Origin of the sequence: Fructobacillus pseudoficulneus, from assembly GCF_900108455.1 — a bacterium.
Lineage (GTDB): Bacteria > Bacillota > Bacilli > Lactobacillales > Lactobacillaceae > Fructobacillus > Fructobacillus pseudoficulneus.
Genome location: NZ_FNWS01000001.1, coordinates 389,846 through 408,774 on the forward strand (window position 1 = coordinate 389,846; position 18,929 = coordinate 408,774).

At 46.1% G+C, this 18,929-nt stretch carries 14 protein-coding genes; 2 read left to right on the forward strand and 12 right to left on the reverse strand.

From position 1 onward, the window contains the following. Positions 1–17 precede the first annotated feature (17 nt). Positions 18–869: a bifunctional 5,10-methylenetetrahydrofolate dehydrogenase/5,10-methenyltetrahydrofolate cyclohydrolase gene (locus BLW39_RS01805; protein ID WP_059376393.1), complete on the reverse strand. Its 852-nt coding sequence runs from the start codon at positions 867–869 to the stop codon at positions 18–20. Between the two features lie 106 nt (positions 870–975). Here BLW39_RS01805 and BLW39_RS01810 point away from each other — a divergent pair, with 106 nt between their 5' ends. Next, on the forward strand, positions 976–1,455 hold the full coding sequence (locus BLW39_RS01810) for a deoxycytidylate deaminase (RefSeq protein ID WP_059376396.1): 480 nt from the start codon (positions 976–978) through the stop codon (positions 1,453–1,455). Between the two features lie 81 nt (positions 1,456–1,536). Beyond that, entirely contained in the window at positions 1,537–2,499 is a 963-nt protein-coding gene (locus tag BLW39_RS01815; RefSeq protein ID WP_059376400.1) for a thymidylate synthase, read from the forward strand. Between the two features lie 48 nt (positions 2,500–2,547). Here BLW39_RS01815 and uvrA read toward each other — a convergent pair whose 3' ends face one another. From uvrA to tgt, 11 genes are all read right to left on the reverse strand, one after another. Then, positions 2,548–5,433, reverse strand: coding sequence for an excinuclease ABC subunit UvrA (gene uvrA, locus BLW39_RS01820; RefSeq protein ID WP_059376405.1), 2,886 nt, complete (start codon positions 5,431–5,433; stop codon positions 2,548–2,550). 87 nt (positions 5,434–5,520) lie between these two features. After that, on the reverse strand, positions 5,521–7,530 hold the full coding sequence (gene uvrB / locus BLW39_RS01825; RefSeq protein WP_059376408.1) for an excinuclease ABC subunit UvrB: 2,010 nt from the start codon (positions 7,528–7,530) through the stop codon (positions 5,521–5,523). Positions 7,531–7,632: 102 nt separating this feature from the next. Beyond that, a complete protein-coding gene (locus BLW39_RS01830; protein WP_059376414.1) occupies positions 7,633–9,747 on the reverse strand; it encodes an LTA synthase family protein in 2,115 nt (704 codons plus the stop codon). A 21-nt stretch (positions 9,748–9,768) separates the two neighbouring features. Beyond that, positions 9,769–10,029, reverse strand: coding sequence for a YkuJ family protein (locus BLW39_RS01835; protein ID WP_059376418.1), 261 nt, complete (start codon positions 10,027–10,029; stop codon positions 9,769–9,771). A 7-nt stretch (positions 10,030–10,036) separates the two neighbouring features. Continuing rightward, positions 10,037–11,071 (reverse strand): lysylphosphatidylglycerol synthase transmembrane domain-containing protein, encoded by a 1,035-nt coding sequence (locus BLW39_RS01840; RefSeq protein WP_059376421.1) that lies wholly within the window; start codon positions 11,069–11,071, stop codon positions 10,037–10,039. Between the two features lie 9 nt (positions 11,072–11,080). Continuing rightward, positions 11,081–12,160: an LTA glycolipid anchor biosynthesis glycosyltransferase, IagA/BgsA family gene (locus BLW39_RS01845; protein ID WP_059376422.1), complete on the reverse strand. Its 1,080-nt coding sequence runs from the start codon at positions 12,158–12,160 to the stop codon at positions 11,081–11,083. Continuing rightward, the gene (locus tag BLW39_RS01850; RefSeq protein WP_059376427.1) at positions 12,161–13,390 is read right to left on the reverse strand and encodes a glycosyltransferase family 4 protein; all 1,230 of its coding nucleotides are present in this window, start codon (positions 13,388–13,390) and stop codon (positions 12,161–12,163) included. A 149-nt stretch (positions 13,391–13,539) separates the two neighbouring features. Then, complete coding sequence (locus BLW39_RS01855) at positions 13,540–15,312, reverse strand: ABC transporter ATP-binding protein (RefSeq protein ID WP_059376430.1); 1,773 nt, start codon at positions 15,310–15,312, stop codon at positions 13,540–13,542. Next, entirely contained in the window at positions 15,305–17,038 is a 1,734-nt protein-coding gene (locus BLW39_RS01860) for an ABC transporter ATP-binding protein (RefSeq protein WP_059376435.1), read from the reverse strand. The genes BLW39_RS01855 and BLW39_RS01860 overlap by 8 nt, the downstream gene beginning before the upstream one ends. A gap of 135 nt (positions 17,039–17,173) precedes the next feature. Further along, positions 17,174–17,518, reverse strand: coding sequence for a preprotein translocase subunit YajC (yajC, locus tag BLW39_RS01865; RefSeq protein WP_059376438.1), 345 nt, complete (start codon positions 17,516–17,518; stop codon positions 17,174–17,176). A gap of 48 nt (positions 17,519–17,566) precedes the next feature. Further along, on the reverse strand, positions 17,567–18,784 hold the full coding sequence (gene tgt, locus BLW39_RS01870) for a tRNA guanosine(34) transglycosylase Tgt (protein ID WP_059376444.1): 1,218 nt from the start codon (positions 18,782–18,784) through the stop codon (positions 17,567–17,569). Positions 18,785–18,929 lie beyond the last annotated feature (145 nt).

Consider the following 18,929-nt stretch of genomic DNA (forward strand, 5'->3'; position numbering starts at 1 on the left):
TTTTTGACTGCTATTTTTTACTGTTTATTTTGATTCAAAGCTGCTTGATAGGTGTTTTCAAGCAAAGTGGCGATGGTCATCGGACCAACCCCACCCGGAACCGGGGTGATGAAAGAAGCCTTATCGACTGCTGAATCAAAGTCAATGTCTCCAGTTGCCTTGCCATCAACAACGTTCATCCCAACGTCAACCAAAACGGCACCGTCCTTAATTTGGTCGCCGGTAATAAAGTTTGGAATACCAACTCCGACAACCACTATGTCCGCGTCTTTGAGTTCAGCCAACAACATCTCACGCGGTGTATAGCGGTGAGCCAGGGTAACCGTGGCATCCGCGTTGTTCAACAGGGCAGCCATTGGTCGACCAAAGAGTTGTGATCGTCCTACCACCACGGCCTTCTTGCCATAAGGGTTGATGTCGTAATGTGCGAGCATCGTCATCACCCCCTGTGGGGTAGCGGCCACGGCATATTCACCTTGCTGGTCGCCAAAGAGCATCCCCTGGTTATAAGCACCCAGGCCATCAACGTCCTTTGCTGGAGCAATTGCTGAAAAGATTTCTTGGTCATTCACCGCTTCTGGTAAGGGAGCTTGAACCAAAATACCGGTCACCGTGTCATCGGCATTCAAATCTGCTACAATTTTCAAGACAGCTTCTGTGGTCACGTCAGGGTCAACCGCAATATCTTCAGTTGCGATACCAACCTTAGCAGCAGCTCGTTGCTTCATCCCAACGTACAAACGAGAACCATCGTTAGTTGGATCAAAGACGACCGCCAGCTTTGGCTCTAGCCCAGACTCCTGTACCTTGTCTCCCAAGGCGAGCTTCAAATCCTTTGACAAGGCCCTACCATCTAAAATCGTTCCCATGTTTTCCTCCTGAACGGTGTATTTCCGAACGTTTTATTATAAAATAACTTGTAATAACATTTTATCAGAATAAAACTCGTTTTTGTTTACAGAAAGGTAATTTTTTATGTCTGACAACCGTATTTCCTGGGACCAATACTTCATCGCTCAGGCCGCCATCCTATCGACCCGGTCAACTTGTACCCGGCGCCATGTTGGTGCCATCCTAGTCAAAGAACACCGCATTATTGCCTCTGGCTACAACGGTGCCGTTTCAGGTACCCCGCACTGTACTGAGGTTGGTGACTACATCGTTGATGGTCACTGCATCCGTGCCGTCCATGCCGAACAAAACGCTTTGATGCAAGCAGCCTCAATGGGAATTGCTGTTGAAGGAGCCGAGGTTTACGTTACGGACGTTCCCTGCGTCCAATGTACCAAGCTCTTACTCCAGGCCGGCATTAGTAAAATCAAGTTTATGCGTGACTACCGCAACGATGAATTTGCTGAGTCACTCCTCAAGGAAAAACATGTTGACTTGGTTCAAGTGCCCTTTGAAAGTCAGACAGCCGAGCAAATCGACTTAGCCCAATTTGTTCAGAATTAATCCAAAGAAAAAGTCCGATGCCAACTGGGCTTTTTTTGCTATACTGAAAGAAGTAAATTTTTGAAAACAGAGGGAGCATCCATGAGCCAAAACGAACAGACTTACCTAGATATGGCCGCCAAAATCCTGGAAGAGGGCCACTACAAAGACGATCGCACCGGGACTGGAACCTATTCAATCTTCGGTACCCAGATGCGTTTTGACCTGCAGGAAGGCTTTCCACTGTTGACGACGAAGAAGGTCTTCTTCAAATTGATCAAGTCCGAATTGCTGTGGTTCTTGCGTGGCGATAATAACATCCGCTTTTTGCTTCAAAACAACAACCACATTTGGGATGAATGGGCCTTTAAAAACTGGATTGAATCAGATGAATATACTGGCCCTGATATGACCGATTTCGGTCTGCGGTCACAGACTGACCCAGAATTCAACGCCTTGTACCAGGAACAAAAAGACATTTTTGTCGAAAAAATCCTAAACGACGATGACTTTATGGAGAAATTCGGTTATATCGGTGAAGTCTACGGTAAGTTGTGGCGGGCATGGGCCTCAGTTTTGCCAGACGGACAGACTACTGACCAGGTTGGCAACTTAATTAATCAAATTAAGAACAACCCGAACTCACGTCGAATGATTTTGTCGGCATGGAACGCCGAAACAACGCCACAGGCACCGCTCCCTTCATGCCACGTCTTGTCGCAATACTACGTCAGTGATGGCAAGCTATCAGCACAGTTGTACCAACGGTCTGGCGACTTCTTCTTAGGGGTGCCCTTCAACATTGCTTCTTACTCTTTGTTGATTCACATGTTGGCCGCCCAAACCGGTCTTGAAGTTGGTGACTTTGTTCATACAATTGGGGACACCCACATTTACAAAAACCACGTTGACCAGGTCAAGGAACAACTTAGCCGACCGATGCACCCATTGCCAAAGCTTTGGCTCAACCCAGAAGTGAAGTCAATCTTTGACTACACCATGGACGACATTAAGATTTTGGATTACGAATCAGAACCCGCCATCCGTGGTGCGGTTGCCGTCTAAACCAAACAAAAAAAGCAGCGCCCATTATCAATGGGTGCTGCTTTTTGCTTACTTGACCGCTGCTTCGTCCCGTTTTTCCCGGGCGATATCGCGTTCCATAATTTTCTTTAAATACTTGGCAGTGTATGATTCGGTATTCTTGGCCACCTTTTCGGGTGTTCCCGTCACCAAAATCTTACCACCACCGGCACCACCTTCTGGACCCAAATCAATCAACCAGTCGGCCGACTTAATCACGTCCAAATTGTGTTCGATGACCACCACCGTGTTGCCGTTATCAACCAAGCGGTTCAAGACCTCCAGCAAACGAGCAATATCATCCGTGTGCAAACCAGTCGTTGGTTCATCCAAGATGTAAATTGTCTTCCCGTTCGTCCGGCGGTGTAATTCGGAAGCCAGCTTCATCCGTTGCGCTTCCCCACCAGACAATGTCGTGGCGGACTGTCCTAATTTGACATAGCCCAAACCAACATCATTGATTGTCTGCAAACGACGGGCAATCTTTGGAATTGGCGCAAAGAAGTCCAAGGCATCCTTGGCCGTCATATCCAACACTTGGGAAATCGTCTTGCCCTTATAGGTTACTTCCAAGGTTTCGGAATTGTAGCGGGTTCCACCACAGACCTCACAGGCCACGTAAACATCGGGCAAGAAGTTCATTTCAATCTTAATGACCCCATCACCACGACAGTTTTCACAGCGGCCACCCTTAGTGTTAAAGGAGAAGCGTCCCTTGGAATAACCGCGCAACTTTGCCTCATTGGTCTGGGCAAAGAGGTCACGAATATCATCAAAAACACCGGTATAAGTGGCCGGATTTGACCGTGGTGTTCGTCCAATTGGCGACTGGTCAATATCAACCACCTGTTCGAGGTTTTCAACCCCCTCAATGGCACGATAGGCACCGGGCTTATTACTGTTTTTATTTAGCTTTTGCTTCAAAGCCCGCTTCAAGATCATGTTCACCAAGGTCGACTTCCCTGAACCAGAAACACCAGTCACGGCCACGAACTTTCCTAGTGGGAACTTCGCCGTAATGTTCTTCAGGTTGTTTTCCTTGGCGCCGCGAATCACAATCTCTTCGCCATTCCCCTTCCGCCTTGACTTTGGCACAGGAATGTAGCGTTTACCGGACAAATACTGCCCAGTCAAAGAAGCCGGATTAGCCTCGACTTCCTCTGGCGTGCCAGCGGCCATAATTCGACCACCCTGGGCACCAGCACCGGGACCGACATCAATCAGGTAGTCCGCCGCCGCCATCGTGTCCTCATCGTGTTCAACCACGACCAGGGTGTTGCCTAAGTCACGCATCGACTGCATCGAATCCAAAAGCTTATCGTTGTCGCGCTGGTGCAAACCAATCGAAGGTTCATCCAAGACGTACAAAACGCCGGAGAGGTTGGAACCAATTTGCGTAGCTAAGCGAATTCGTTGGGATTCCCCACCAGACAAAGTGTTAGCCGAACGTGACAGGGTCAAATAGTCCAGACCAACAGACTGGAGAAAGCCTAACCGATCTTGAATTTCCTTCAAGATTGGTTGCGCAATTTCTTGGTCCTGGGGGCCAAAGGTCAAATCGGCGAAATAAGCCAATTCATCATCAACTGGCAGGTTGGCCACATCCCCAATATTCTTGCCACCAACCTTGATTGACAAGGCTGCTTTGTTCAAGCGGTACCCGTGACAAACCGGGCAGGTCAACTGTGTCATATACTGGGCCATCTGGTCCCGGGTAAAGTCGGAGTTGGTTTCCTTATAGCGGCGGGAAATGTTTTCCAAGACTCCTTCAAAAGGTTGGTCAACATCGCGGACACCACCGAAATCATTTTGAAAATGGAAGTGGAATTCCTTTTCCCCTGACCCGTACAAGACCAAGTCCTGGTCCTTTTTAGGTAAGTCCTTGAAAGGAACGTTTTGGTCGATGCCAAATTGTTCACAGAACTGACCCAACAGTTCAGGATAATAATTAGATGAAATTGGGTTCCAAGGCGCAATTGCCCCTTGCTTGAGAGTCAAACTGTCATCTGGCAAGACCAAGTCAATATCAACTTCTCGCGTTGAACCAATCCCCTGACAAGCCGGGCAGGCCCCCATGGGCGCGTTAAATGAAAATAGCCGTGGTTCTAGTCGACCAACCTTAAAGTCCTTTAAATCGCCCAAATAATGGTCTGAGAACCGCAGTGGCGGATGGACTTCTTCTCCATCGCGGGCCACCGGTTCCAAGACTACTAAACCGCCGGCTAAGCCAGTCGCCGCTTCGATTGAATCAAAGAGTCGTGACCGGGCATCTGCTCGCAACACCACCCGGTCGACTAAGACATCGATGTCGTGGTACTTGTTGCGATCAAGGGCTGGGTCATCAACCGTGTCCAATTCGATGATTTCGCCATCGACACGGGCACGGAGATAGCCCTGCTTTTGCATCAGGCTAAAAGCCTTTTCGTGCGTGCCACGTTTGTGCTCGATAATTGGAGCAAAGACCTGCAGACGGGTTCCCTCTGGCAAATGTGCCTGGGCAAATTCCACCATTTGGTCAATGGAATGCAAAATTTTGGTTCCGTCGGCCGGGTCATCCGGCTTTCCCACTCGGGCAAAGAGCAAACGGAAGTAGTCCGAAATTTCCGTCACCGTTCCCACGGTTGAACGGGGGTTATTGGAGGTCGTCTTTTGGTCAATTGAAATTGCCGGAGACAGGCCATCAATCGAGTCAACGTCTGGCTTATCCATCTGACCCAAAAACTGCCGGGCGTAAGCCGACAATGATTCAACATAGCGCCGTTGTCCTTCAGCATAAAGCGTATCAAAGGCTAGCGAAGACTTCCCTGAACCGGATAATCCCGTCACTACCGTCAATGATTCTTTGGGAATATCCACATCAATATTTTTCAAGTTGTGGGCTCGCGCACCACGAATCTCAATTTTATCTTTTGCCATGCAATCCTCTTTCGTTACCGGGCAAAAAATTCACCCGCCGTTTGGCTATCACCACCGTTTTACCACAGTCGTGACAAAAGGCCAACCTTAGCGGCCAGCCTGTTTCTTTAATTTCATAATGTTGTCACGAATCTTAGCAGCCGTTTCAAAGTCCAGCCCCTTGGCTGCGGCCTTCATTTGGTTAGCCATATTTTCCAAGATTTCGGTTTGATCCGACTTTGGCAAATCGGCAAAGTCAACCTGAGTCAGGTCAACAGCCTCGACTTCTTCGGCGGCCTTGCTTGCCCGAATCAAATCACGAATCTCTTTTTTAATGGTCTGTGGCGTGATGCCATGTTCCTTGTTATAGGCCATTTGAATTTCACGACGACGAGCCGTTTCATCCATCGCTTCCTGCATCGCCTTGGTGGTCTTATCCGCATACATAATCACGTGACCGTTGGCGTTTCGGGCTGCTCGACCAATGGTTTGAATCAGTGAACGTGGATTACGCAAGAAGCCTTCTTTATCGGCGTCCAAAATGGCCACCAAAGAGGTTTCTGGTACATCAATTCCCTCTCGCAGCAAATTAATGCCGACCAGCACATCATACTTACCCAAACGCAGGTCACGAATAATCGCTGTTCGCTCCAAAGTCTTAATGTCAGAATGGAGGTAAGCAACCTTAATCCCCACATCCTTCAAATAGTCGGTCAAATCTTCGGACATTCGCTTGGTCAAAGTGGTAATAAAGACTCGTTCGTTCTTTTCAACCCGCTTGTTAATTTCACCGACCAAATCATCAATTTGACCCATAACTGGCCGTACTTCGATTTCTGGATCGAGCAAGCCGGTTGGCCGAATAATTTGTTCGACGACGTCCTTCTTCGGTACCCGCTCTAATTCATAATCACCCGGTGTCGCCGACATATAGATGATTTGGTGGACATGGTCCTCAAATTCCGGCAAACGTAGTGGCCGGTTGTCCAAAGCTGATGGCAAACGGAAGCCGTAATCGACCAAGGTTTGTTTCCGGGCCCGGTCTCCGTTATACATCCCGCGAACCTGTGGCATGGTCACGTGACTCTCATCAACGACAATCAAAAAGTCTTCAGGAAAGAAATCCAGCAGGGTAAAGGGTGGCTCACCCTCTTTGCGACCATCCATCCAACGTGAATAGTTTTCAATTCCAGAAGTGAAGCCCATTTCGTTAAGCATCGCCAAGTCGTACTCGGTTCGTTGCTTAATCCGCTGTGCCTCAAGCAGTTTTCCCTCCGCTTCAAACTTCTTAACCTGGTCTTCCATTTCCTCACGAATACCAACCAAGGCTTCGCGCATCCGGTCATCATCGGTCATAAAGTGCTTGGCCGGGAAAATCGAGACGTGGTCGCGTTCGGAAACAATTTGCCCCGTCAAGGCATTAATTTGGCGGATTCGATCAATTTCGTCACCGAAAAATTCAACCCGCATGGCAAATTCGTCCTGAGAAGCCGGGAAAATTTCGACAACATCGCCGCGCACCCGGAAAGTTCCACGCTGAAAATCAATATCGTTTCGGGTAAACTGAACGTCAATTAAATCGTGCATCAATTGGTCGCGGCCATATTCATTACCAACTCGTAGCGAAATCACGTGGTTTTGGTACTGATGGGGATCCCCCAAACCAAAGATTGACGAGACAGAAGCCACGACAATCGTATCATTACGCTCGAAAAGGGCCGAAGTCGCCGAGTTTCGTAGCTGATCAATTTCATCATTAATCGCCGAATCCTTTTCAATAAAGGTATCCGATGATGGCACGTAGGCTTCAGGCTGATAATAGTCATAGTAAGAAACGAAGTATTCCACCGCATTATGTGGGAAAAATTCCTTCAATTCTGAATATAATTGCCCCGCCAAAGTCTTGTTGTGAGACAAAACCAGGGTAGGCTTATTATTTTGGGCAATCACGTTGGAAATCGTAAAGGTTTTTCCAGTTCCAGTTGCTCCTAAAAGCACCTGCTCTTTGACACCGTTTTTGAGTCCTTGGACCAACTTGTTAATCGCATTGGGCTGGTCTCCGGTTGGCTTGTACTTTGATTCGACCTCAAAGGTCTGATCTTTTTGTGGTGTAATCAAGACAATCCTCCTCGCTTGGTTAAAAATGATTTACAGTTATTATAACAAATATAACAAAAAACGAACACATGTTCTCCCTTGAGAACGTGCTCGTTTTTTTGTTTACTTTAATTCAGGTGCATCGGTCTTATAATCCGATACAGTCGACTGCCCGTTACGCAAGGCCAAAATCGACGTTGGGTTTGAAGTTTGACTAGACTTCAAGGCCTTCAATGTATCAGCCTTGGTATAATCATAGTTCTTTTTATTGATCTTATGGAAGTTCCAACGGTTTTTATCAAAACGCAGGAGGTCTCCCGTAATGACCTTATCCGAATTGGACAAGGAATCATCGACATAGGCCTGGACCCGTTCAGCCGTTGACTTCAACGCCGGGTTATCCTTCATATAGATTCGCTGACCCGTCTTACTATCAAAGTATTGGTTTCGATACTTAGTGTAAGTTGGCGTGACCCAATCACCATCACGGAAGGCCACAATTTGCTGGTTTTGCTGTGACAGTAAGTCATGACCAAACATCGTCATGCCGTCGGTTGAAACGCCCAACAAATTCATCAAGGTTGGCATCATGTCAATTTCACCACCATAGGTATGGTTAATACCACCCTGCAAACCAGTAGCATGAATCATGAATGGCACCTTTTGGAACTGGGCCAAATCATAATCCGTTACCGAGCTCTTACCCAAAAGTTGGGCAATCGCTGGCTTATGGTTTTCTGAGATACCATAGTGATCACCATACAAGACAAAGACGGAATTATCGTACAAACCGGCCTGCTTCAAATAGGCCATCAATTCACCAAAGGCTTGGTCCAAATAGTGAGCCGTTTGCACATAACCATCAACCGTACTATCACCAGTCTTTGTGGCTGGGAAGTCGGTATCTTCCTTATCGATTTCGTAAGGATAGTGGTTCGTAACCGTAATCAACTTGGCATAGAAAGGCTGTGGCAACTGCTCAATATATTGGGCAGTACTCTTCAAGAAAATCTTATCCTTCATTCCATAGCCGACGTTGTAACTTGGCTTATCACTATCCTTGTAGAAGTTCTTTGAGAAGAAGTAGTTATAACCAAAGGACTTGTAGGTATTATTTCGGTTCCAGAAAGTTGGCACATCACCGTGGAAGGCAGCAGAGGTATAACCCTGCTGACCCAAGATGGCCGGTGTTGCCTCAAAGGTGTTGCTGGTTCCGTACTTAGTCATTGCTGATCCAGTTGACAACCCGTAGAGGGAGTTTTCCTGCATCATTTCGGCATCGGATGTCTTTCCCTGCCCAACCTGGTTATAGAAGTTATCAAATGACAACGTGTTTTGATCGTGATAAAAAGCATTCAAATTAGGCGTTACTTCCCGACCATCGACCTTGTAATCAATCAAGAATTGCTGGAAAGATTCCAAGTGAATCATGAAGACATTCTTGCCCTTTTGCGTTCCATAATAAAAAACGTTGGCCGGCACTGAATTTTGTTTCAAGAAGTCTTGGACCTTGGTCAAGTCTTCTGCCGTTGCTTGCTTTCTCGAGTTCGTTTGGTTCCGAGTTTGCCAGGCGTTAAAGGCGGCATATTCATTCAAACCTAAGTACTTAACGATGTAATTATTATCAAATGACCGGGTCAACAAGCCAGACCGGTCAACAGAAGCCACCCCGAAGTCGACCAGCATCAAGACAATTCCCAAGATGGTGGTCAAAACCGCATAGCGCTTTTGCAAACCACTCTTATCGATTGGCCAAAATTTGAAAAGCAGGACAACGGCTAAAATAATCAAATCCAAGAACACCAAGTAATCCGTTGGACGAATAATGGCCGCAATCGACTTACCTAGGTTGTTTCCAGTTGATGATCCAGATCCCAGGATTCCCATTGACAAAAAGTCGGAGAATTCACGGTAATAAAGCATGTTGGCAAAGAGCCAAATTGTCTGAATCAGGTTCATCACCCAAGCCAGTATGTAAGCCCACTTACCGCGGAAGTATAGGGCGATTCCTAATAGGATAATCGCCGTTGGGATTGGATTCAAAAAGAGCAAGAATTGCTGAATCGGTCCCTGCACCCCAAGTGAAAAGTTGTAGTGATAGTTAATATAAGTCTTTAACCACACCAAAAATAAATTCAAAACAAAAAAGCCAGTGACGCTCGTCCAAAAAGGACCAGTTCCTTTCGCTTTATTGTAAAGATTTTTAGGCGCCAAAATTGCTCGTAAACGAGATAACATAATCGTTTTCCTCATAACACTTTAAAAAGTTAATTGCACATCGAAAAGCAAATCGTAAATTTCGATGGCTACCAAGTCAATATCATCGAACTGATACTGCTTGTTCATTCGATGCTCTTCAATCAACCACACTTGTTCGTCTTGGTCATAAGTTACTTTTAAAACTTCCAAACCATAGGCATCAAAACGGCGCACCTGATAACGTTGATCAGTTGCGGCCTGCATTGCAAAGAGTCGTTTTAAAATTGAAGTCAATGCACTTTGTTTTTCCATTTCATTCATAGATTAATTACTCCTTTTCACGCACCGGGATCACATAAGCAATGATTCCAGCAAAAAGACAGAAATAATAAGTAATCAACCGCCAAATGAGGATCACCAGGATTAACGTCGCTTGGTTTTTAACAAATGGCGTAAACAGCAGTTGAAAGGACAATTCCGCCCCACCAACTCCACCAGGAATTGGGAAAAGCGAAATCACCATGACAATCATAATGTTCATGGTCAAAATCAACCAAGGGTTCACACTGGCATAGCCAAAGGCTCGAATAACAAAATAAGGGACCAGGTAAAAGGCCATTAATTGCAAAGCCGTATAAATGGAAGCCACCGTCAGCGACTTGGTCGAGCGGGCAACCCGCTTTGACTCTCGATGAAAATTATTAACTTTATCCTCAACCTTGTCAACTAATTTGTTAACTTTGTCCTGTTTCCAGAACTTCCCTGCCAATTTTGCCGTCCAATCAACCACTTTAATCGTCAACGCAGGCCAAAACATCACCAGTAACAAACCAATGATCACCACGGCATGAATCATGATGGCAAAGGGAATAAAGGTTGCAAAGGCGGGGTCAACGTTTTGGTAAATAAACGAATCCGCCGCAAAGTAACCGATAATAAAGAAGAGAACCACAACAATTTGATAAACTAAAAACTTCATCAAGGTCACCGATAAAGCTCGGCCACCGTCAATCTTACCGCGGGTTAAGGCATACAACTGTGCTGGTTGTCCACCCGAGGCAAAGGGCGTCAAACCAATTCCTAATTGATTCAACAGTGGTACCCGAATCAAGGTTCCCCAGCTCGTATTTTTGCGGTCCTCTTGGTTCAACAAAGCCCGCGTTGCCAAGGCCTCTAGCCCCAATGAGACAATCATCGTCAGCAAGCCTAAAACCAAAAAATGCCAGTCCAACACCTTTAATGCGGCTTCCAACTGCTTTTCCCGCCCCGCTAACTCACGAGTTAAGTAATAGATTGTTAAGGCCGTCAATAAAACAACTATCAGGGCTGATACTTGATTTTTTCTGGACTTCAGTGCGTTCATGCATATCTCCTAGGACTTACTGCTCGACCAGGCCGATTGGGGCGCCCCATCAAAATTTTCTGCCAATGATGAAGCGCGATCAGTTAAAACCGCTTGGTAAATTTCTGCTAATACTTGGCCGACCTGCTTCAGATCGCGTTGTTCCGCTACCTGGTAGCCAGCCGCCGTCAAATCCGGCTTGTCGCCAGCCAAAATTTCCTGCATTTGCCGGTCAAAGTCGGCTAAGTCCTTGGCCTTATAACTATTTTGACCATCATAGAGCCACGAATCGTAGACCGGAATATCCCGGACAAGCAAACGTTGCTTCGAGGCCAAGGCCTCCAGAACAACAATCCCTTCGGTTTCTTCATAAGAAGGATACAAGAACAAATCTGCCCCAGCAAAGGCACCCAAAATCACATCCCCTGACAAATAACCAGGGAAAATCAAGTTTTTGGGATGCCGCCCAGCCAAAATTAAGTGGCGGATTTTAGCCGGCAATATTAATGGATTCGTGTGGCCAAACCAAATAAAGGTCGTTTCCGGATGGCGCTTGGCCAGCTCCACGAAGTCAAAGATTCCCTTGCGTTCAAAAAAGAGACCAACAGACATGACCACCTTTCGTTCAGGCTTTAGGTGAAAGTATTCCCGAAAGCCCTGAATCTTGGCTGGATCATAGGCGTACTTACTTAACCGAATCCCATTTGATACCGGGTAAATTGGTTGTGTCAAGCCATAACCTTCCAGCAACGACTTCGAATAAGGGGTTGGCGTAATTAAAGCATCGGCCTGACTATAAAGGGACACCAAATACTTCTTGTAGAATGGTGCCAGTAAATTTGAAGCAAAAAAGGAATTACGAAAGTCTTCGTAAGTCGAGTGGGCATGGTAAATCACCTTTTTGCCCATTTTATGTGCCTTTTTAACCATGTACATCGACTTAACACCATAAGTGTTAATGTGCAAAACATCGTAGTCCGTGCATTTCGGGTCGGTTGTCACCGTGACGTCATCGACTGGTGCCAAGGCTTCTTGCTGCAAACGCAAGGCCCGACCAATACCAGATTGAGCGATTAGTTTTTGATTTTCAAAGTATAAAAGGACTTTCACTTAACTTCTCCTAAAGGGATTGCGCAAGAGGCGTTTGATATAGCCAATCTCTTCATCATTCAACTGATCACTGTCGTCAGCATTATCATCATGATGGTAATTATTTAATACCTCGGTATAAAATGCAAAAACTCGCTTACCAAAGGTGGTTGCGTCAACATTTTTAACGGCTGCTGCGCGCTTTTCTTCGTCTTGTTCCGTATTTTGGTGCTGCAAGTAGTACAAAACAGCGGTTAAGAACTCGTCATAATCGTCAATTAGAGTTCCAATGGCCTTGTCTGTCACGATTTCTTCCAAATATGGTGAGCGAACCGCTACAAATGGCCGGTCTGCGGCCAAGGCCTCAATAAAGGTTAGCCCTTGCGTTTCACTATCTGAAGACGAGACAAAAACATTGGCCATGCGGTAGTAATCACCAACCTGGTCATGATTAATCATCCCGGTAAAAATAATCGAGTCTTGCAATTCCAGGTCTTCGACCTGTTCTTGCAAGGACTTCTTGGCAGGGCCATCCCCTGCAATCAACAGTTTCGCATTTGGTAGCGTCTGTAGTAATTCGGAAAAGGCCGAAATCGTTAGGGCCACGTTCTTTTCAAAGGCCAATCGCCCCAGAGATAAGATGACGGGTTCGTCAGCTGCTAGACCATATTCCTGCCGCAAATTGCGGTGGGAGCTGCTCTTTCGAATCGCCACACCCGTTGGAATAATTGGCATCGGTAAATCGACGCCATAACTAATTAAGCTGTCTTTGACCCGTTCGGAAGGAGCAATCAACCCTTCCATCCCCTTCAAATACGCCTTAACCAAATGTGATACCGCACCTGGCTTGATTAACATTCCCTTCGCCACATAGTGGGTGTAGTCTTCATATTGGGTATGGTAAGTATGAATCACCGGGATCTTCAAACGCCGAGCGACGTACTTGCCCATCAAGCCCAGTGAAAATTCCGTTTGGGTATGAATGATATCCAGCTTTAAGTCACGGGCAATTTCGACGGCCTGAATCAAGCCACGAAAAGTTAAGCGCCGATCTTTGAAACCAAAATAAGGCAGAGAAGAAAACCGATAGATTTGCTCCTCTGGCTGATGTTTATCGACCTTAGGGTCGGTCGTTGTAAAGATGTAAACGTCGTGTCCTTGTTCTTCCAAGGCGTTCTTTAAGGTTTGAATTGAGGTTGCTACTCCAGATACTTGTGGAAAATAAGTATCCGTAAATAAACCAATTTTCATAGAAAACTCCATAAATGATTGCGTACGCTGGGTACATTAACAACTATTATACCATCTCAAGTGTTTCCCTAACAAATGCGGCCGACCAAGATGGTCGACCGCTCTCTCTAATTGAATTAAATTATTCTAACACCAAATGGCCGATAAACCTAGTCAAAGACCATTTGATTTGTATAAAGTTCAGCATAGAAGCCCTTTTGCTTGAGCAATTCGGCATGAGATCCACGCTCCAAAACCTGACCATCCTTCAAAACCACAATTTGGTCAGCAGACAAAATTGTCTTTAGGCGGTGGGCAATCACAAAGGAGGTCCGACCAGACATGACGTTGTCCATTGCTTCTTGAATTTTGGCTTCCGTCACCGTATCGACGTTCGATGTTGCTTCATCCAAAATCAAGAGGTCTGGATCTGTCAAAATTGTCCGAGCAATCGAAAGCAACTGCTTTTGTCCACTTGAGAACAAATCACGCTCTGGTGAAATTTGGGTATCGTATTGCTCTGGTAAGGACATGATAAAGTCGTGAATTCGCGCCTGCTTAGCGGCTTCTTGCACCTCTGCTAGCGTTGCCTCCGGCTTACCATAGCGAATGTTATCTAAAATTGACTTGGAAAAGACAACCGATTCCTGCAAGACAATTCCAACCCGGTCACGCAAAGAATACAGGTCAAAGTCTTGCAACTTGGTTCCATCATAGGTGATTTCACCAGCCGATAAGTCATAAAAACGATTCAAGAGGTTCATCACCGTCGTCTTACCTGAACCAGTTGGTCCAACCAAGGCCACCATTTGCCCCTTCTTGACTTCAATCGAAACGTCCTTCAGGATCTGGCGGTCTGGGTTATAAGAAAAATCAACATGGTCCAAGACCACGCCTTGTTGCAGTGGACCGGCAATCTTCTTACCGTTGTTGACTTCATCGTCTTCCTTTTCAACCGTGGTAATCCGTGAAGCACCGGTAGCAGCAAGCTGCAAGGCATTATAAATCGTAGTCAACGAAGTAATTGGTTGGAACAATTGCTGTGAGTAGTTCACAAAAACAACGACCAAAGCCAATCCAGAGGCCTTGTCCATCCCATTGTGCAAGACCAGCCAAGAACCAAAGAAAATCACAATCGCTAAGTTCAGCAATGAAAATCCTTGCATCAACGGGTTCAGCAAGCCTGAATAAAACTGTCCGTTTTGGCTCGCTACCTTAACGCGATCATTAAATGGCGCAAATTGGGCCAAAGAATCGGCCTGACGGCCTTCCGTCAACAGAACCGTTTGCCCTGCCAGCTGCTCGTTAATGTAACCGTTCATGTCAGCTGTTGCCGCCTGCTGGTGGTTAATTTGTGTTTGAGCATAGCGGACAATCACTAGGGCCAGGATAATGGCAATTGGCGTTGAGGCCATCGTCACCCAGGCCATCGTGGCCGACTTTTCAAACATCATCCACAGCACACCGACAAAGAGCAAGAACTGTGAAAAAATTTGGAACACGGCGTTGTTCATCGCCGTAAAGATGTTGTCCAAATCCGAGGTGAAGAGTGACAAAATTTTTCCGTCTTGATGGGTATCAAAGTAGCGCACTGGCATCCTTTGCAACTTAGCAAAGAGACCCCGGCGCATCACACCAACTGAATCAGAGGAAACGCCCGCCGAAATCAAACTTGAAATCAACAAGGCAAATTCCGTCAAGAGATAAAAGGCAATCATCGATCCAACCGCGACATAGAAATCATGCAACGAGGCATGACCGCCGGGTGTAAAGGAAGCCACCAAGTAGTGGGTCAAAGCGGAAATGGCATCCCCAAGATAAAGCGGTGCCTTAATTTGCGCATAGGTGGCAATTAAGATGAAGAATAAAGCAATTAACAACCCGCGCCAATACTGCTTTAAATTCCGGACAAAGTAGCTTAACGATGTTTTAAACTCAGTCATGGCTTTCCTCCTTTCCCTTTTGGCTTTGATAGATTTCACGGTACATTTCAGAGTTCTCTAAGAGCTCGTGATGACTTCCCTGGCCAACAATCTTTCCGTGGTCAAGGACTAGAATCTGGTCCGCGTGAATAATTGAAGCAATTTTTTCGGCAATAATCACCTTGGTTGTCTTGGCAAAGTCGCTTGCTAAAGCATCCTGAACTAAGCGTTCAGAACGGGCATCCAAGGCCGATGTTGAATCATCTAAAATCAACAAACTAGGGTTCTTCACCAATGCTCGGGCTAACGATAAACGCTGCTTTTGCCCACCGGAAAGGTTTGAAGACCGTTCCGAAACCTCATGTTCAAACCGGTCTGGGTATTGGTTGATAAACTCACTGGCCTGGGCCTGTTCAGCCGCCTTTTCAAGGTCGGCTAAGCCGGCATCTGGCCGACCCATCTTGAGGTTGGCTGCAATCGTACCTGAGAACAAAACAGGTTTTTGCAAGACAATTGATAAGTTTTGGTGCAAGGTTTCTTGGTCAATTTCCTGCAAATTTTGGCCATCAATTAAAACTTGACCAGCTTGCGGCTGATATAAGCGCGCCAGCAACAAGGCCAAAGTTGACTTTCCAGAACCGGTTGAACCAACGATTCCCAATGTTTGTCCGGCCGGCAGATCAAATGAGATATCCGTTAAGACCTGCTTATCATCATTTGGATAGGCAAAGGACAAATTGTTCACCGAAACACGGCCAGCAAAGCGGTCAACCTCGCCTTCCTTAGCGTTTTCATGAATGTTAACGCTACTTGGCTCCGCCATCACAGCGCCGATTCGTTTCAATGAAACCAATCCACGAGAAGCCATATTGGAAACCATTCCCATCATCAACAATGAAAAGAGAATTTGGTTTAAATAGGTAATGAAGGGTGTAATCTTAGCCAATTCGCTTGGATTTTTCAAAATCGTGTGCGAAACCAAGAGTAAGGCAGCCGCAATCGCGATATAAGAAATCAACATATAAACTGGCGTCATCAAAGAAAAGATATAAGCAATCTTTTGGTTTAAATCCGTCAATTCCTTCGTACTTTTGGCAAAGTTTTCCTCTTCTTGCCCCTCTTGGTTAAAGGACTTGACCACTCGGACAGCGGAAAGGCTTTCCTGCGTCAGCGTGTTATTCTTATCCAAAATCTTTTGGAACTTACCAAACAAGCCACCCATTTGCCCAAAAATTCGCCCCGTCGTCAATAAAATCAAGACAATCATCAAAACGATGACCCACCAGAGGCTAGGAATCGTCCAGATTGCTAAGATCAGACCACCAACAAAGAGAATCGGTACACGCAAAATAATTTGCAATAATTGCATGGCAAAGCGCTGCACCTGGTTAATATCGTTCGTTAAGCGAACAACCAAATTGGCGGAAGAAAATTTTTGAATTTGGGTCAATGAAAAAGTCTGAATTTTTTCATATTCTGCCTGGCGCAAATCGGCGGCAACCCCCTGTGATACACGGGAGGCAAAAAATGTTCCTGAAACACCGGCAATCATCCCCACGACCGCCAAAGACAATAACCAAATTCCGTTGTGGAAAACAGCAGACGAATTATCGGCAATAATCGCTGACATCATCCGTTTTAAAAATTGCGGTTGCAAGAGCGTTGCCAGGGCCATGGTCGTCACCGCCAAAACGGCTAGGCTAATCTGTCGCCAATAAGGTTTCGCATAATGTAATAGTAATTTCATTCATTATTCCTCATCATTTTCAGGTAACTACTTTGGCAAATTCGTCGGTTCGTCCCTTTTTCTTGGAAAAAAGGCCCTCCCGGCAAAACTGGGAGGGCCCGAGATTTATTAATAACCGGCGAGGCCAATTAAAAATTAATCTTCTTTTGTTTCTTCTTTTGCATCAGCTGCTTCTTCAGCGGGCTTAGCTTCTTCGGCAGGCTTAGCTGCTTCAACTTCGGCGTCCTCTTTTTTAACAGCACGGATAGCAGTTGCATCGAAAGTCAAAATGACACCTTCGGCATCCAAATCAACAGTCTTGTCTGCTTCGTTAACGCTGTCAACAACGGCGTGCATGCCGCCGATTGTCACAACTCGAGCACCCTTCTTCAAGTTTGAGCGCATTTCTTGTTGCTTTTGTTGTTGCTTCTTAGTTGTGCGTGACATCCACCACAACATCAAAACAATAATCAATAGTGACAAAATAGTAGTAATATTCATGATTCGATAAACATCCTTTATTTTATTTCTATATATTGTAACAAATTTTTAGAACAAACGCGCGTTCTCTTTATTATAACCGTATTCTTCGAGCACTCGTTCGCGGAATTCCAATAATTGGTCATTTTCAATCGCCGTACGCATCTCTTCCATTAAGTTTAGCAAATACCGCAGGTTATGCTCAGAGGCAATTTCGGCGGCCAGCAATTCGTTGGCATTGAACAAATGGTGGAGGTATGACCGCGATAGGTTCTGATATGGGCTATAACCCGGCACATCATACTGAGCGAGGTTGCCAAACTGTTCCGTGCGGATTGGATTCTTTGAATAATATTCCAAATCAGGATCAATTGGTGAGAAATCCTTCTTGTACTTGGAATTCTTAATCACCACCCGACCGCGCCGGGTCATCAAGGTTCCCTTGCGACCAACCCGAGTTGGTAAGACACAGTCAAACATATCCACACCGCGGATAACGGAATCAATCAACGAATCCGGTGCCGCCACGCCCATCAGGTAGCGGGGCTTATCTTCCGGCAACAATGGCATGGTGAAGTCAAGGACTCGGTTCATTTCCACCTTCGATTCCCCAACGGACAAGCCACCAACGGCATACCCCGGCAAATCCATCTTGACTAGTTCCTGAGCCGACTCCGTCCGTAAGTCACGGAAACCAGCTCCCTGAACGATACCAAACAAAGCCTGGGTGTCAGTCTTTTTGTGATACTGCTGAGCCCGGTCGGCCCAACGAAGTGACCGCTGCATTGAGTCTTTAATGTAGTCATAAGTCTCAAAGTACGGAATCGCCTCATCCAACTGCATCATGACGTCAGAACCCAAGTTGTTTTGAATTCGCATCGCTACTTCTGGTGAGAGGAACATCTTGTCACCATTGACGTGGTTACGGAAGGTTGCACCACTTTCATCCAACTTACGTGAGTCGGACAACGAAAAGACTTGAAAGCCACCAGAATCGGTCAAAATCGCCTGATCCCAACCCATGTACTTGTGCAAACCACCGGCTTCGGCAATCAGTTCGTCACCGGGACGAACCCACAAATGGTAAGTATTGGCCAAGATAAACTGAGAACCAATTTCCTTTAAAGTCTTATTATTAACCCCTTTGACCGCTCCTTGCGTCCCAACGGGCATAAACATTGGCGTTTCAAATGTGCCATGGGGCGTGTGGATACGTCCACGCCGCGCCCCAGTATGTTTTTCAGTATGAAGGTGTTCGTACCAAACGGCACCCTTTTGCTGCGTCATATTTCACCTGCTTAAAATTTAATCTAAGCCCATTATAACACGGCCGCTAGTAAAGCTTGGCTTTCTGCGGCAAAGTCACCCGTCACTACCCCGCTGCAAGTGTTATGATAGCAGGGCAAATAAATCAACAAAACATTTGAAAGTG

Coding starts and splice junctions, on each gene's coding strand:
- BLW39_RS01805 (WP_059376393.1), bottom strand. CDS start 869: ATGGGAACGATTTTAGATGGTAGGGCCTTGTCAAAGGATTTGAAGCTC.
- BLW39_RS01810 (WP_059376396.1), top strand. CDS start 976: ATGTCTGACAACCGTATTTCCTGGGACCAATACTTCATCGCTCAGGCC.
- BLW39_RS01815 (WP_059376400.1), top strand. CDS start 1,537: ATGAGCCAAAACGAACAGACTTACCTAGATATGGCCGCCAAAATCCTG.
- uvrA (WP_059376405.1), bottom strand. CDS start 5,433: ATGGCAAAAGATAAAATTGAGATTCGTGGTGCGCGAGCCCACAACTTG.
- BLW39_RS01830 (WP_059376414.1), bottom strand. CDS start 9,747: ATGTTATCTCGTTTACGAGCAATTTTGGCGCCTAAAAATCTTTACAAT.
- BLW39_RS01835 (WP_059376418.1), bottom strand. CDS start 10,029: ATGAATGAAATGGAAAAACAAAGTGCATTGACTTCAATTTTAAAACGA.
- BLW39_RS01840 (WP_059376421.1), bottom strand. CDS start 11,071: ATGAACGCACTGAAGTCCAGAAAAAATCAAGTATCAGCCCTGATAGTT.
- BLW39_RS01850 (WP_059376427.1), bottom strand. CDS start 13,390: ATGAAAATTGGTTTATTTACGGATACTTATTTTCCACAAGTATCTGGA.
- BLW39_RS01855 (WP_059376430.1), bottom strand. CDS start 15,312: ATGACTGAGTTTAAAACATCGTTAAGCTACTTTGTCCGGAATTTAAAG.
- BLW39_RS01860 (WP_059376435.1), bottom strand. CDS start 17,038: ATGAAATTACTATTACATTATGCGAAACCTTATTGGCGACAGATTAGC.
- yajC (WP_059376438.1), bottom strand. CDS start 17,518: ATGAATATTACTACTATTTTGTCACTATTGATTATTGTTTTGATGTTG.
- tgt (WP_059376444.1), bottom strand. CDS start 18,784: ATGACGCAGCAAAAGGGTGCCGTTTGGTACGAACACCTTCATACTGAA.